Origin of the sequence: Oceanospirillum beijerinckii DSM 7166, assembly GCF_000422425.1 — a bacterium.
Taxonomy (GTDB): domain Bacteria; phylum Pseudomonadota; class Gammaproteobacteria; order Pseudomonadales; family Halomonadaceae; genus Oceanospirillum; species Oceanospirillum beijerinckii.
On record NZ_AULT01000010.1, the window covers coordinates 29,026 to 43,441 of the forward strand.

A 14,416-nucleotide genomic window follows, 5' to 3' on the forward strand; every position below is an offset into this window, starting at 1 on the left:
AAATGAAAACTTCGTCTTTGACCTCTCCAGCTTTTTATCAGAAAGGTTTGACTCTGATTGAGGTGATGGTGGTGTTGTTAGTGGTCTCGATTGGCCTGATGGCGACCGCAAAATTTCAAGGTGATTTACTGCATGAAGGTGGCACCAATAAGGCACGTATACAGGCGTTGAGCCATGCATCGGATAAAGTTGAAGCGTTGCGTATTGATCATGACAGTGCTGCGGGTGGTCATAGTGTTGAAACCGGTGCTAATGCTCAATATTTGGTAAATTGGACGGTAGGCTCGTTTGCAGGTATTACTGACGCGCAGCACCATAGTGCCAGTGTAACCTGGACCGATACCCTGAATCGAAGCCAAGCCATGATGTTATCCTCTGTCGCTTATCCCGACCGTTTATATACGGACCCGGAAGGTGCCGCTAACTGTATATATGGTAGCTGTTCGCTTGATGATCCTGACCCGCCAGTGGTCACTATTGCTGTGGGAGGTGCAGAGGATATGGGCGGGAAATATCGTTATCCTATCACTTTGACGATTACGCCTGAGGCCGGTTATGGTCAGGTTGCGCTTGTGGTGTTAGAAAATAATGTGCCAAATAGCATGATAGAAGGTGGATCTGATAACGGTGATGGGCACTACACCTTAGCCGTTAATATCAGTCATCAAGTGACGTTTGATCTGCTCTCTGATGCTGTTTATGGTGCGAACGGTTTAGATGTTGACGTTGGGGCGACGTGGGTACAAAGAGAGCCGGTGGTTACTATTGTCTTAAAAGAATCACCTTAAAAGAACCACCTAAAAAAATCTTCACCCTGAGCGATGCTCCTGAAATGTAGAGGATAGAGTTGTTGAATGATTTTCTGATTGTAGGCGGGGGCGTGATCGGCATGATGATGGCCCGTACTTTGTCTGATAGTGGTGCAGATGTCACTATTGTCGATAAAAATGAGTTGTGCCGTGAATCCTCTTGGGCAGGAGGGGGAATAGTCTCTCCATTGTACCCTTGGCGTTACCGCGCAGAGATAACGGCTCTGGCCAGCTGGTCTCAGGGCTTTTATCCCAAGTTAGCACAAGAGTTATTGGCAGAAACCGGTATTGATCCTGAGTTTCGTCCCGGCGGTTTGTTGATGCTGCGGGTCGCCGATGAAGAGGATGCCCTCGCTTGGGCGGAAAAACACCATCGCCCTCTGACTCGAGTCGGCAAAGATTTTATCTACCAGACTGAAACCAATATCGTGCCAGATAAAGAGCAGGCGATCTGGATGCCCGAAGTGGGTAGTATTCGTAACCCGCGTTTAGGGAAAGCGCTTAAGCGTAGTCTGGAGTTGCGTGACAATGTGCGGATTCTGGAAGGTGTTGAGGTGAAAGGCATTCGCGAGATGGATGGGCATGCCATCGGTGTTGAAACTGCGAACTCTGTTTTAAGTGCAGGTAAGGTTATTGTGACTTCTGGCGCCTGGAGCGGTCAGGTTTTAAAAGGCATCTTGCCTGATTTACCGGTACAGCCAGTGCGTGGTCAGATGTTGGTGTACAAAGCAGAGCCGGGCCTGGTGGACCGAGTGGTGATGTTGGATGGCCGTTATGTGATTCCTCGTAATGATGGCCGTATTCTGGTGGGCTCTACACTGGAGTATGCTGGTTTTGATAAACAAACGACAGAAGAAGCCAAAGCGGATCTGATGGCATCTGCGGAATCGATTCTACCGGCATTAAAAGATCTGGCCGTTGAGCATCACTGGTGTGGCTTGCGCCCAGGCTCTCCTGATGGGGTGCCATTTATTGGCGAAGTGCCTGGCCTGAAAAAGCTCTACATTAATGCCGGTCACTTCCGTAATGGTCTGGTGTTGGCACCTGCGGCCACTCAGTTGCTGTGCAATCAGTTATTAGGCCAAGAGCCGATTATTGACCCTGAACCTTATCTGCCAGAGAAGCGTTTACAGGAAGCGGATGACGGTGTGATGATCTGATGGTGCGCTTGGATGATACCATTGAACTCACAGGTGACAGAATATGAAAAAAAGCAGCTTAAGCTGCTTTTTTCATTAATAGGATGGAATTTTTCCGGATGTTTACCTGCATCGAACAGGCTACCTCTGTTCCGGCCCATCATCTAAAAAGTGTTGCTTGTGCTCATGGCAGCAAAACCACAGCTGTTCATGTTTCACAGCATCTTTTTGTGGCAGATGCAGACTGCAGAAGCGGCATTGTACCATCTGTTCTGACTGCTCTTTTTTGTCTTTGACGTGTTTCTGTTGATACTCAAGCTTTTTTCGGTTGTAGGCTTTAAGTAGACGTATGCCAACCCATACCAGAGCAGCAAAGATAATCAGTCGAAAAATAATAAATCCCATATACGCTTCCTTTTCGTCCGCAGGTCTGGGGTTCTGGTCCCGATGCCACTGATCAGGCAGCGGTCAAACAGATCACTTATGGATACTCAGACCGCAATAAACTATCTGGTGTTCCTGAAGCTTAGTTATCAGTATTGAGTTTTTGCGGTCAGGTGTATCGGTTGTTAACTAAACACATCAGGAATCAGGAATTCCCAAGGTGCTTTTGATTTTTCACCCATCGTTTCAATTAAACGAAACTCACCATCATCATTCAGCTGTGGGTGATCCGGGTATTGATCGCGCAGTAGTTTTAGAGAATCACGAGCCAGATCTTCCATACCCAGGTGTATATAGGCTTCTGTCAGTGTCGCCAGGGCATCAGCTGTCACCGGTGACGTTGGGTAGTTCTCCAGGGCATAACGGCTGCGATTGACTGCGGCCAGGTATCCGCCCTTGCGAATATAAAACTGTGCGATAAAAATTTCATGACGGGCTAATACGTTACGAATAAATAACATCCGCTGACGAGCGTCTGTGACATAACGGCTGTTAGGGAAACGTTGGATCAGTTGACTAAAGTCATTAAAGGCATTGCGTGTTGCACCCAGATCACGCTCAGAGATATCGACCAACTCCATACCTTCAAGCATATAACGCCCTGCCATATATGCAGACAAACCACGCAGATAGTAAGCATAGTCTACTTGTGGGTGGCTTGGGTGAAGCCGGATAAAGCGATCCGCGGTCGCGCGGGCCAGCTCATAATCCTGACTTTTAAATTGAGCGTAAACCTGTTCCAGCAGTGCCTGAGCTGAGTAGCGCCCCAGGGGGTACTTGGTTTCAAGAGCCTGTAACAGTTCCAGGCTACGTGTGTAGTTATCGCTGTCCAGTGTGCCCTGAGCTTCCAGGTACAGAGTGCGCTCTGCTTTTGCTAAATCTTTGCTCGTATTATCCGTTGATGCACAACCCGTCAACAGGCCGATTCCAGCCAGACAAACAAGACTCATACTCCGACGCAGGGTATGCTTGGGTTGCGAGAAAAAGTGTAAATAGTGGACTAAGTTTCGCATAATCACCAAAAAAACTGTTTTCAATGGTAGAATTACCGGGCAGACGACTATAGCACAGGCCGTTATTAAATACGTGACCGGATTCGTGCTGATTATTTAATTCCCTCATGGGAGAGAATTAGACATAAAATAACTTAAGAGTTGCCTGTACAGCACGTAATATACGCTTTTTTCTGACACAACCTTCATTTCCGGACTGATATCCTCCATGGCTGAATCCATTTCCCTGCAAGCAGACGTTCCCTTTGAACTGGGTGGCTCCCGTTTTGATCAAATTGCGGCCGAGCTGTTTCCTGATTACTCCCGTTCCCGTTTGCAAAGCTGGATTAAAGAAGGCGCGCTGACGGTGAATGGTCAGGTGCGTAAGCCGAAGGAAAAACTGAACGGTGGTGAAACTCTGAGCGTAAATACCACTGTTGAAGATAATGAAGAGTGGCAGGCGCAGGATATCGCGCTGGATATTGTTTATGAAGATGACGATATTCTGGTGATCAACAAACCGGCGGGATTAGTCGTTCACCCCGCTGCAGGTCACCAAAGTGGTACCCTGCTGAATGCTTTGCTGCACCATTGCCCCGAAATGGCACACCTGCCCCGTGCCGGTATTGTTCATCGTCTGGATAAAGACACTACAGGCCTGATGGTGGTCGCGAAAAACCTGATGGCACAGAATGCTCTGGTTGAGCAGTTGCAGGACCGTAGTATGGGCCGTGAATATGAAGCGGTCGCGATTGGTGTGATGACTGGTGGTGGTAAAGTTGATGCTCCCATTGGCCGTCACCATAAAGACCGTAAACGTATGGCGGTGACCGATAGCGGTAAGCCTGCAGTGACACATTATCGTGTATTAGGTCGCTTCCGTGGTCATACCCATATCCGCTGTAAACTGGAAACCGGGCGTACGCACCAGATTCGTGTGCATATGTCCCATATCAGCTATCCTCTGGTGGGTGATCCCGTTTACAGTGGGCGCATGAAGTTGCCTGCGGGTTGCAGCCCTGAGCTGAAAGAAGCCTTGCGTCGTTTTAGTCGCCAGGCCCTGCATGCCAAACGTCTGGAACTGTGGCATCCTGCTACCGGCGATATGATGGAATGGGAAGTGGATCTGCCGGAAGATATGCTGCAGCTGTTGGAAGAACTGACCCAGGATAAAGATCTATAATGCGTAACGCATTCGCTTTTATATCACCTCATTGGCCTGCGCCAAGAAGTGTAAAGGCACTGGTAACCTCCCGTGAGCGGGGTGGTAACCCTAAGCCCTATGAACATTTCAATATGGCAGAACATGTGGGAGACAGCTCGCCTCATGTGGCTATGGCCCGTGAAGACCTGCAGCATTTTGTGGGTGACGCCCATCCGTTGTTATGGCTCAATCAAACCCATAGCACGATTGTGGCCGACGAATACAAGCCGGGTATGGAAGCGGATGCTTCGGTGGCGTTTAGCTCTGATTATGCCTGTGTCGTAATGACGGCGGATTGTTTGCCGGTATTTTTCTGTTCCACTGAGGGTGATCGGGTTGCCGTAGCTCATGCTGGCTGGCGCGGCCTGGCCGATGGTGTGCTGGAACATACTCTGGCACGCCTGAACTTACCGCCGGAGAAAGTCATCGTATGGCTGGGGCCTGCAATCAGTAGTAAACATTTTGAAGTAGGTGAGGAGGTACGTGAGCGCTTTATTGCCAGTGATGCTCAGGCTTTCCAATGCTTTGAGCCCAGCCCGTTTCGTCTAAAACACTATATGGCGGACCTTTACCATCTGGCCCGTTTACGCTTGAATCTATGTGGCGTTGATCAGGTTTATGGCGGTGGCTTCTGTACCTATGCTGAGCGCAGTCGTTTCTACTCCTATCGTCGTGATGGTGTCACCGGTCGTATGGCCAGTGTGATCTGGCTGGCACAGTAATTCTTTCTGTGCCTCCCCCTCTTTTATGCTCTCTGCAATTAAAAAGTTCTGATATAGATCATAGGCTTAGACCTTTATCTTCAGGCTCACTCTTGAACTTGCCCTAAGTGTCCCTATCTTTCTTGGTAAGAAACGAAAGCTATTCTATCTGTTGGCCTACCTGGAAGAGCCTCTAAAACGACTCTGGCCAGGTCTCGCACAGATTACGTGAGGAATTTAAGTATGCGTGTTGATCGTTTAACTGGAAAGCTGCAGCAGGCGTTGGCCGATGCACAATCTATGGCTGTTGGCCGCGATCACAATATGTTGCACCCGGTTCATCTGGTGCTGGCGATGGTTGAACAACGCGACGGTGCTGTACGTCCTTTGATTGTTCAGGCTGGCGGTGATTATACCAAGTTGCGCAACGAGCTGCGTGAGCAGCTGGAAGCTTTGCCGGTTATCAGCAATAGCGATGGCCAGGTGATGATGTCTCCTGAAATGGGGCGGATTTTGAACCTGGCGGATAAAGAGTCACAAAAGCGCAAAGACCAATATATATCCAGCGAGCTGGTGCTATTGGCGGCAGTCGCTGACTCCAGTGATACTGGTAAGGTGCTGCGAGGCTGTGGCCTGAGCAAAGATAGTCTGGCTAATGCCATTGATCAGGTGCGGGGAGGACAAAGCGTGGATGATCCTAATGCTGAAGAACTGCGTCAATCTCTGAATCGCTTTACCGTTGACCTGACCCAGCGTGCGCTGGACGGTAAGCTGGACCCTGTAATCGGTCGTGACGACGAGATTCGCCGTACGATTCAGGTACTGCAGCGTCGTACCAAAAATAACCCGGTTTTAATCGGGGAACCTGGCGTAGGTAAAACCGCCATTGTTGAAGGTCTTGCCCAGCGTATTATCAATGGTGAGGTGCCGGAAGGTCTGAAAAACAAGCAGGTACTGTCACTGGATATGGGCGCGCTGATTGCCGGTGCTAAATATCGTGGTGAGTTTGAAGAGCGTCTGAAAGCGGTACTGAATGAGCTGTCCAAGCAGGAAGGTCAGATTATTCTGTTTATTGATGAGCTGCATACCATGGTCGGTGCCGGTAAAGGTGATGGCGCCATGGATGCGGGTAACATGCTAAAACCGGCTCTGGCCCGTGGTGAATTGCACTGTGTCGGCGCTACGACGCTGGATGAGTATCGCCAGTATATCGAGAAAGATGCCGCTCTGGAGCGTCGTTTCCAGAAGGTGCAGGTGGATGAGCCCAATGAAGAGGATACCATCGCGATTCTGCGTGGTCTGAAGGAGCGTTACGAGCTGCACCATGGTGTAGATATCAGTGATGGTGCTCTGATTGCGGCAGCGAAGCTATCCCAGCGTTATATCACCGATCGCCAGCTGCCGGATAAGGCAATTGACCTGATTGATGAGGCGGCTTCACGTATCCGTATGGAGATGGATTCCAAGCCGGAAGAGATGGATAAACTGGATCGTCGTTTGATCCAGCTGAAGATCGAACGTGAAGCGCTGAAGAAAGAGAATGATGACGCATCCCGCAAGCGCCTGAAACACCTGGAAGAGGTGATCAGCCAGCTGGAGCGGGAATACGCTGATCTGGAAGAGGTCTGGAAGAGCGAGAAATCCGCAGTACAGGGCACACAACAGCTGAAAAGTGAGCTGGAACAGGCTCGTTTGGATATGGATGCGGCTCGTCGTGCCGGTGATTTGGCTAAAATGTCGGAGATTCAATACGGCATTATTCCTGATCTGGAGCGCAGTATGGAGATGGCCGCTCTTGAGGAACAGCAAGAGAGTCAGCTGTTGCGTAATAAGGTCACCGATGAAGAGATTGCGGAAGTCGTCTCTAAATGGACCGGTATTCCGGTGAGCAAGATGTTGGAATCTGAGCGGGAAAAGCTGCTTAAGATGGAAGAGGGCCTGCATCAAAGGGTCATAGGTCAGGAAGAAGCGGTGTCTGCGGTATCGAATGCGGTGCGTCGTTCCCGTGCCGGTTTGGCGGACCCGAATCGACCAAACGGTTCTTTCCTGTTCTTAGGCCCTACTGGTGTGGGTAAGACCGAGCTGTGTAAGGCTCTGGCTAAGTTCCTGTTTGATACCGAAGATGCGATGGTGCGTATCGATATGTCGGAGTTTATGGAGAAGCACTCCGTAGCGCGTCTGATCGGTGCCCCTCCGGGTTATGTGGGTTACGAAGAAGGCGGTTATCTGACTGAAACCGTGCGTCGTCGTCCTTACTCGGTAGTCCTGCTGGATGAGGTGGAAAAGGCTCACCCGGATGTATTTAACATCCTGCTGCAAGTGCTGGAAGATGGTCGTCTGACCGATGGTCAGGGCCGTACTGTCGACTTCAGAAATACTGTGATTGTGATGACCTCGAACCTGGGTTCCGATGTGATTCAGTCCCATGGTGGTAAGGATGAAGAGTACGATGTGATGAAAGCTCAGGTGATGGATGTGGTCGCCAGCCACTTCCGACCAGAGCTGGTTAACCGCATCGATGAGGTTGTGGTATTCCACAGTCTGGGCCGTGCGGCAGTGAAAGGTATCGCGCGTATCCAGTTGGAGCGTCTGCAACAGCGTCTGGCGGAACGTGAGTTAAAACTGGATATTACCGATGAAGCGTTGGAGCAGTTGGTTGAAATCGGCTTTGATCCGGTTTACGGTGCCCGTCCATTGAAGCGCGCTATGCAGCGCTGGATTGAGAACCCGCTAGCCCAGGAGATTCTGGCTGGTAAGTTCAGCCCGGGTCATACCATTCAGGTTCAGAATAAAGAGGGTGAGCTGGTGTTTGCTTAGCGGTTGAACAGGTTGCTGATGATTCTGACAGAGGGATCGCTCAGTGTCATCAGCTGAACAAACTTGTTATTGAAACAGAACATATCGCTAAATTGAGAAGGGTGTCGGTCTTTGAATCTACGCCCTTTTTTATTCATTACTTGGGTGTCAGACCTTGCCAGCTGTGTATTGATTATTCGGCTGTGTATTGATTGCTCAGCTGTGTATTGATTGCTCAGCTGTGTATTGATTGCTCAGTGAGACGGAGCGTTATTCTTTAGACTGTCCTTTAACAGGGGGCTTAATGGCCCATGTTTTTAGTTGCACATAACGTCCTGCCAGGACCTCTTTTGAGTGTAATGGCGTGACCTGCCAGACGACCCTGCGTAAGCCACTGGCAGGGTCCAATACGGGAAGGATCGTATCGACACGAATAATACCGACATCCTGCCCGTTATCATGAATAATCGTTTCAGTATTTTCTGTCAGTCCGCGGGACATCTCCAGGGAGATATCCACACTCAATTGTAGCTGATCGATATTAGACAGCGTCAGGGTCTCATCTCCCGCTTCAATATACTCTCCCGCTTGTAGCTTGGTATCGGTGACAACACCGGTAAAGGGCGCGCGCAGTGTTTTCAGCTCCAGGTTTATACGGGCACTTTCCAATAATGCCTGAGCTCTTTCGATACCGGCCTGGCTACTGCTTAATGTTATCTGGGCATCAAACAGATCGTTATCAGAGACTGATTTTGTTCGATGTAGGCGATGCATATTACTCAGGTTCCGCTTGGCCTTTTTCATTTCTGTGCGGGCTATTTCCAGGTCTGCCTGAGCTTTGGCCAGAGCAGCTTTTTCCTTGCGGCTATCCAGCTGGGCCAGTACATCACCTTGATAAACCTTCTCTCCCAGCTTTACCCGTTGAGTGAGGACTCCATTGCTTTCGAAGGTCAGCTTGGCCTGCTGCTTTGGCATTACAACGCCGCTAATCAGTTCGTTGGCCTGACTCATTGGAGATAAAAGACTCAAACTAAGCAATAAGCATAGACTGGAAGCTATTCCCAGCCACATCTGTCGATTAGTGAACGATGGACTGGCAATTGTTGTTTGCATGGTCATAAAAATATCTCTGTCTAGATCAGATAAAGAGCTCTGCTCTTAACATCTTGCGCACCGGACGCCACAAGTGTTCCCAGAGCAGGCGGTGTTCGGCCAGTATTACAGCCTGACAGGCTAATTCTTCCGGGATCGGTCTGGATTGGGTTTGCACCCGGATATTAATCTTACGATCCGGGCCGTAGGCCTCGGCCAGTGGCGCCATTTCATATACCTGTCCGGTAATCAGGTCACCGTTTTGCAGTCGGATGCGCGCTTGTTGTCCCAGCTGAATCAGTTCTCGGTCTGCTTGTTCAATACCGATATCAATCAGCTGCCTGGTGGCTGGGCGCAATTTGACTATCTCTTCACCCTGGCTATAAAAACGGCCCTGAATCATGGCGACAGGCATCGCTTCTACCAGCCAGTCGCCTTCTGGGAGAGGAATGTTCAATTTTTGCTGACGTTGTCTCAGGTGCTGCAGATTTTCACGGGCGGCGACAAGCTCTGCCCTTAAACGGCTTGCTTCAGCACCTTCATGTTCTGCTTCAGCGACTTGGATCTGTAGCTGTATACCCTGTACCTGAGATGTGGCTTGTTCAAGCTGGAGCTGCAGTTCCGGAGAGTAGAGTTGAAAGAAGCGTTCACCGGGGGCAACAGTCGGTTTATGGTACGCATCAATCGCTGCGAGGGTAATAAAACCACTTTCCGGTGCATGAATCACCTGTTTGGGAGTGACGCTTTCGCAAGGGGCCAGTACCCGAACTCTGGGATTGAGGGTGAATAAGGTTACGCTAAGCAGGCATAAGATTCCTAGCGTCCAAGGGCGACGTTTTTACTCCAGAACACAGTGATACTCCACTCTTTCATCGCCCTTGGCCAGGTGTTGGTCAGTTTGGCGATGATTTTAGCGACCAGCCAGATAAAAAGCAGAACCCCCCAGAAGCCCAGGGTTTGGGCGATAAAGCTGTAACCAAGATAGGCTATAGTAGAAAGCATTATGCTGATATAAAGCAGAGCCAGACCACCATAGATCATATAAAAGCGCCTTTCTCGCTCGGTGGGCATTAAAGGGGCCTCTACATCCATACGAAACACTTTGGTTTTTAACAGCCTGGAGAACCAAACCGTGGAGTTCTGCTTAAGGTTGGGCATCTCCATCAGGTCACTGAGAATGTAGTAGCCGTCAAACTTCACCAGGGGATTCAGGTTAAAAAGCAGCGACTGGGCGGTACACATGGTCATGATAATAAAGGCGATAGTGCCCAGAATACTGTTTACATCCGCTATCAGCCAGATATAAGCTGAGATCGCCGCCAGCAAAAGTTCGGTATAGATCCCGGCCAGAGCGACGTAGATCTTGTGGCGTTTGTTTTCAAATAGCCAGGCATCGTTAACGTTGCAATAGAGGCAGGGCTGCATTACCAGTAATAGAAAACCCATATCATCAATATCGCCGCCAAAGTTTTTACAGGTAAGCCCGTGACCGCATTCGTGCAGAGCAATTACCACCAGGGCTACAATCCATACCCCTAAAAAGTTCAGCCAGTTTTCGTGCATGGTAAAAAATACCTGCTCAAAATCGTCTACAAAACGATCCAGTTGCCCAAGCACCAGTACCAGAGCAGAAAACATAAAGATCAGGCAGGCTTTAACAAACAGCGGATGCCATAAAAAACGGACCTTATCGATCAGGGCATTAAATTCTGTATTGGGGTTTACCAGGTGGAAACGCATCAGCAGCATGGAGCCTTTGGCTTGCAGGAATTTGCTGCGTTTCTCATCCTTTAAGCGCTCGATCAGAGCGATATTTTCTTCATGTTTACTGCGTTTAAGCAGCTTGTTGTCCTTCAGGGACTTGTACAGCTCCTCGGCACTTTCGTTGTCGTACTCGTATTTGGCGCTGGTTTCGTTAAATAGCTCCACCAACTGCCTCAGATTACGAGCACCGTCAAACAGCCGAATCAGGTCAAACTGAGCCTCATCAAAGCGGAAATACTTCTGCTTTTCGACATCCTTGATGATGTAGGAGGGTTCTCCATCGATCATCATCTTACGCTGGGTTAAATCTTCCCGCAGTGGTAAAGGGATGGTGTCTGACATGGACTAGACTCCAAACCAGAACAGGAAGAAGTTTCGTACCCGGCGGGCCATACGGATCAGGGTCGAGCTTTCCGGGGTATTGATACGGGCGACTCCTGTCATACCCGGTTGCAGGTTATCCGGTGCCTGCTCAATCACCAGCTCGGCAATAAATTCGTTCTCTTCCAGCTCGGATTTAGCTTCCTGGTCCAGTGCCTGAGTGGGGACATCAAAACTACGACCAATATAAGCGACTTTGCCGGAGAAATATTCGCCGGGGCGGGCTTTCAGTACGGCGGTCACCTGATGGCCGATCTTCACATCCAGCACATCTTCTTCCGCCAGTTTGACGATTACCGTTGGTTTATCTGGGTCAGCCAGGCGGAGGATTTCATCGCCCAGGCTGAAGTTGCGCCCCACCAGCTCATCGGTACGAGGGGTCAGTACAATAGCGGGACGGGTGGCTCTGACATCCACCTTATGCAGATCTTCTCTGGCTTTGGTTACCTGAGCTCTGACGCTGTTGCGATCAATCAGGTGACGACTGAGCTCAGCCGCGTCATCTTTAGCACGGGCTTCAATAATCTGTCGTTCCAGTACTGCCAGCTTGCTTTCTGCTTCGATCAGGCTCAGGCGCAGATCACTGTCATCCAGTCGAAATAAGAGCTGTCCGGGTTTTACTTTCTGGCCTTCGCGTATGTGCATCTCTTTGATGACACCTGAAACCGGTAGGAAGAGGCCTTGACCCAATTTGGCTTCTACCACCACATGGCCGGTAACGGAACGGAAGAAGGGGGCGTAGTGCAGAGTGGCAGCAATTAGACCGACTGCGACACAGATGATGGTCCATTTACGCCAGGACACCATGGCGGCACGGCTACTGGCACCCACTTTACCTAAGGCTCCGGCAAAAGGGATTTTCTGGTACAGGCTGGCGTTACGCAGGGAGATGGTGGTTTGATTTGCCAGAATGCTAAGAATATCGGCCTTGGTGCTACTGGCAAAACCGCTCTCCTTACTGATCATGGCGATCACACCTAAGGTACCTTCGTCATCTTTTAGCGGCATCATCCACAGGGATTGAGTGCCTTCCCGCTGCAGGAAGTTAAGCCAGATATTATTGTCGGGATCATCGACCTTTTTGCGATACTTCTCTCTATCAGCAACATAAACGCTGCGACCGGCTTCCCGCACTTTCTGCATCATCTCCAGCAGGGCGTCTGTCAGTTTTTCCGACCACTGCTTATGTTTGTCTTCACTTGCTGCCCCCATAAAGAGTGTGTCTCTGTTTTCATCCAGCAGGGCGATGGCACAGTATTCGATTTCGACCAACTCATTAGCGAGGGTGGTGACCGAGGTGAGTACGTGGTTGATATCCAGTGTCGAGGTGATCTGCTGTGACATGGACAGCAGGGTGTTCATCTCCTTAACCTTTTGTTCTGTTTGCAGGAAACGCACATTCTTGATCGAGATGGCGGCGCTCATAGCCAGATCCTCAATCATTTGCTGATCATCTTGATTAAAGGTACCGTCAATACTGTCTTTGCGGTTCAGTACCTGAATTGCGCCGTAGATCTGATCATCAATAGTTAGGGGGACGCAGATCATAGAGCGGGTCACAAAGCCGGTCTTTTCATCTACGGTATTGGTAAAGCGCTTATCGTTACGTACATCGGTTACGATTTCAGGGATTCGAGTATTAATTACACTACCCACAATACCTACGCCTTTCGGTAGACGCAGGCCAATCACTTGGTTTGCAGTAGGGCCTTCGGCCAGCTTACAAACATTCTCTTCCTGTTTGCCATCTACAATCCAAAATGAACCCGCTTCTGCATTCAGGGCTTCCAATACCCTTTCGAAAATCACAGATAATAGTTTGGTCATATCTGTGGTGCTGACAAACTCCCGGGTCAGGCTTTGAGTTAGCCGGAGTTGCTCCACTTGCTTTTGCAGGTGGTCCGTCGCAGCTGGACGGTCTACCGATTGCTGTTGAGGCGGCGTTTGTCTATTGCGACCGGTATGCTGAGCGCCTTCGGCTTGTGTCTTGGCCGTAGCTGTTGATTTCATGCCTAAGTGGCTTGGGCGGCGAACCCCAGGATTTGGACCCATGTGCATGGGTTTGGGGCCAGGGCGGCGGGTTACAGGTTGCTTAATGCCAGACGGGTTATCTGGCTTGAGCACAGTAGCGACCTTTGGGTTGGTTTGAACTTGAGGACGCTTGGGAACTGAGGCCATACAGAATCCTTCTACATGCACCTGCCATAGATGCAAAAGCCTTAGGCCTGAAACAGGACTAAGGTTGGTATCACATAACTAAGATTAAAGCTAAATTAGCCTGCCGTTTTGGCTTGGACTTGGTGCTTCAGGCTCGCATGCGGGTTTGAACGCTTTTCATCTCCAGAGTACTGCTATAAACACTTTGAGGAACCTGTCACCTTGAGTCATGGTTATTCCTCTGTATCAATGTTTGGCGGTAAAGCCTGAGTACTTCAACATAAATATTTCCTTCCTCTCTGGTCACTGACCGGAGAGGAAAGGGTCTCACTGCCGACAAACTTTTGTGTAGGTGCTTAGAGTGAGTTCAGGTGCCAAATTTCTATAAATAATATTTTAGTTTAGAGCGTTATGGGGAATCCATTGTGGTCGGCTCACATTTTTCAGTTTAACCCGTGATTAGTCTTGCTCATGCTACATGATAAGCAATACTGCCGGTTTTGCTTACTGCAAAATACATCAACAGTGATGGAGTGAATAATCTAAAGGCATATAAAATCTGAGGCTATTTGGTAAGAAAAATCTAAAATAAGCACCTGTTTTAGAAATATTTTCTGTCCTTTTTGCACTAGCGCTATTGTTCTATTGACATCCGTCAAGGTCTGTAAGAACCTACTCCTCCTTATTTTACGGGCGTAGAGATAATGGGCGACCCCCCGAAGTCTACGTGAAGGGTAAACAGGCTAATTTACCCGCCGAAGGAATAGCAGGCCCAGGTTAACCCGCCAGGCCTGGCTGACGCCCCGACCCGCATCTACCTATGCGAAGAAGAGTGCAGGACCCACCCGGTCCTAAGTGCCAGGTAAGGCAGCCTTGTCATGTGCCTGCATGACTAGTGAAGTTAAAGGTGGCTGCCCTTTATCAGCCACATTGGATT

11 protein-coding genes are annotated in these 14,416 nt (G+C 49.6%); 5 read left to right on the forward strand and 6 right to left on the reverse strand.

The annotated features are described in order from the left end of the window. Positions 1-2 precede the first annotated feature (2 nt). Both H579_RS0104235 and thiO read left to right on the forward strand, forming a co-directional pair. Positions 3-788 (forward strand): type IV pilus modification PilV family protein, encoded by a 786-nt coding sequence (locus H579_RS0104235; protein ID WP_028299649.1) that lies wholly within the window; start codon positions 3-5, stop codon positions 786-788. 62 nt (positions 789-850) lie between these two features. Beyond that, positions 851-1,969, forward strand: a complete 1,119-nt coding sequence (gene thiO, locus H579_RS24170; protein ID WP_036565306.1) for a glycine oxidase ThiO — start codon at positions 851-853, stop codon at positions 1,967-1,969. Between the two features lie 120 nt (positions 1,970-2,089). Here thiO and H579_RS0104245 read toward each other — a convergent pair whose 3' ends face one another. Both H579_RS0104245 and H579_RS24175 read right to left on the reverse strand, forming a co-directional pair. Further along, a complete protein-coding gene (locus tag H579_RS0104245; RefSeq protein WP_028299650.1) occupies positions 2,090-2,353 on the reverse strand; it encodes a PP0621 family protein in 264 nt (87 codons plus the stop codon). 164 nt (positions 2,354-2,517) lie between these two features. Next, positions 2,518-3,342: an outer membrane protein assembly factor BamD gene (locus H579_RS24175; protein ID WP_051227294.1), complete on the reverse strand. Its 825-nt coding sequence runs from the start codon at positions 3,340-3,342 to the stop codon at positions 2,518-2,520. 271 nt (positions 3,343-3,613) lie between these two features. Here H579_RS24175 and rluD point away from each other — a divergent pair, with 271 nt between their 5' ends. The 3 genes from rluD (at position 3,614) to clpB (ending at position 8,106) form a co-directional block, all read left to right on the forward strand. Next, positions 3,614-4,567, forward strand: coding sequence for a 23S rRNA pseudouridine(1911/1915/1917) synthase RluD (gene rluD / locus H579_RS0104255; protein ID WP_028299651.1), 954 nt, complete (start codon positions 3,614-3,616; stop codon positions 4,565-4,567). Beyond that, positions 4,567-5,310: a peptidoglycan editing factor PgeF gene (pgeF, locus tag H579_RS0104260; protein WP_028299652.1), complete on the forward strand. Its 744-nt coding sequence runs from the start codon at positions 4,567-4,569 to the stop codon at positions 5,308-5,310. The genes rluD and pgeF overlap by 1 nt, the downstream gene beginning before the upstream one ends. A 222-nt stretch (positions 5,311-5,532) precedes the next feature. Then, the gene (gene clpB / locus H579_RS0104265; RefSeq protein WP_028299653.1) at positions 5,533-8,106 is read left to right on the forward strand and encodes an ATP-dependent chaperone ClpB; all 2,574 of its coding nucleotides are present in this window, start codon (positions 5,533-5,535) and stop codon (positions 8,104-8,106) included. A 249-nt stretch (positions 8,107-8,355) separates the two neighbouring features. On the opposite strand, the gene H579_RS0104275 is transcribed toward clpB, so the two are convergent. From H579_RS0104275 to H579_RS0104290, 4 genes are all read right to left on the reverse strand, one after another. Then, positions 8,356-9,204, reverse strand: a complete 849-nt coding sequence (locus tag H579_RS0104275) for an efflux RND transporter periplasmic adaptor subunit (protein ID WP_084623917.1) — start codon at positions 9,202-9,204, stop codon at positions 8,356-8,358. A 19-nt stretch (positions 9,205-9,223) separates the two neighbouring features. After that, positions 9,224-9,904, reverse strand: a complete 681-nt coding sequence (locus H579_RS0104280) for an HlyD family secretion protein (RefSeq protein ID WP_028299655.1) — start codon at positions 9,902-9,904, stop codon at positions 9,224-9,226. Between the two features lie 89 nt (positions 9,905-9,993). Next, complete coding sequence (locus tag H579_RS0104285) at positions 9,994-11,283, reverse strand: zinc metalloprotease (RefSeq protein ID WP_028299656.1); 1,290 nt, start codon at positions 11,281-11,283, stop codon at positions 9,994-9,996. A 3-nt stretch (positions 11,284-11,286) separates the two neighbouring features. Beyond that, the gene (locus H579_RS0104290; RefSeq protein WP_028299657.1) at positions 11,287-13,500 is read right to left on the reverse strand and encodes a GAF domain-containing protein; all 2,214 of its coding nucleotides are present in this window, start codon (positions 13,498-13,500) and stop codon (positions 11,287-11,289) included. Between the last annotated feature and the right edge of the window lie 916 nt (positions 13,501-14,416).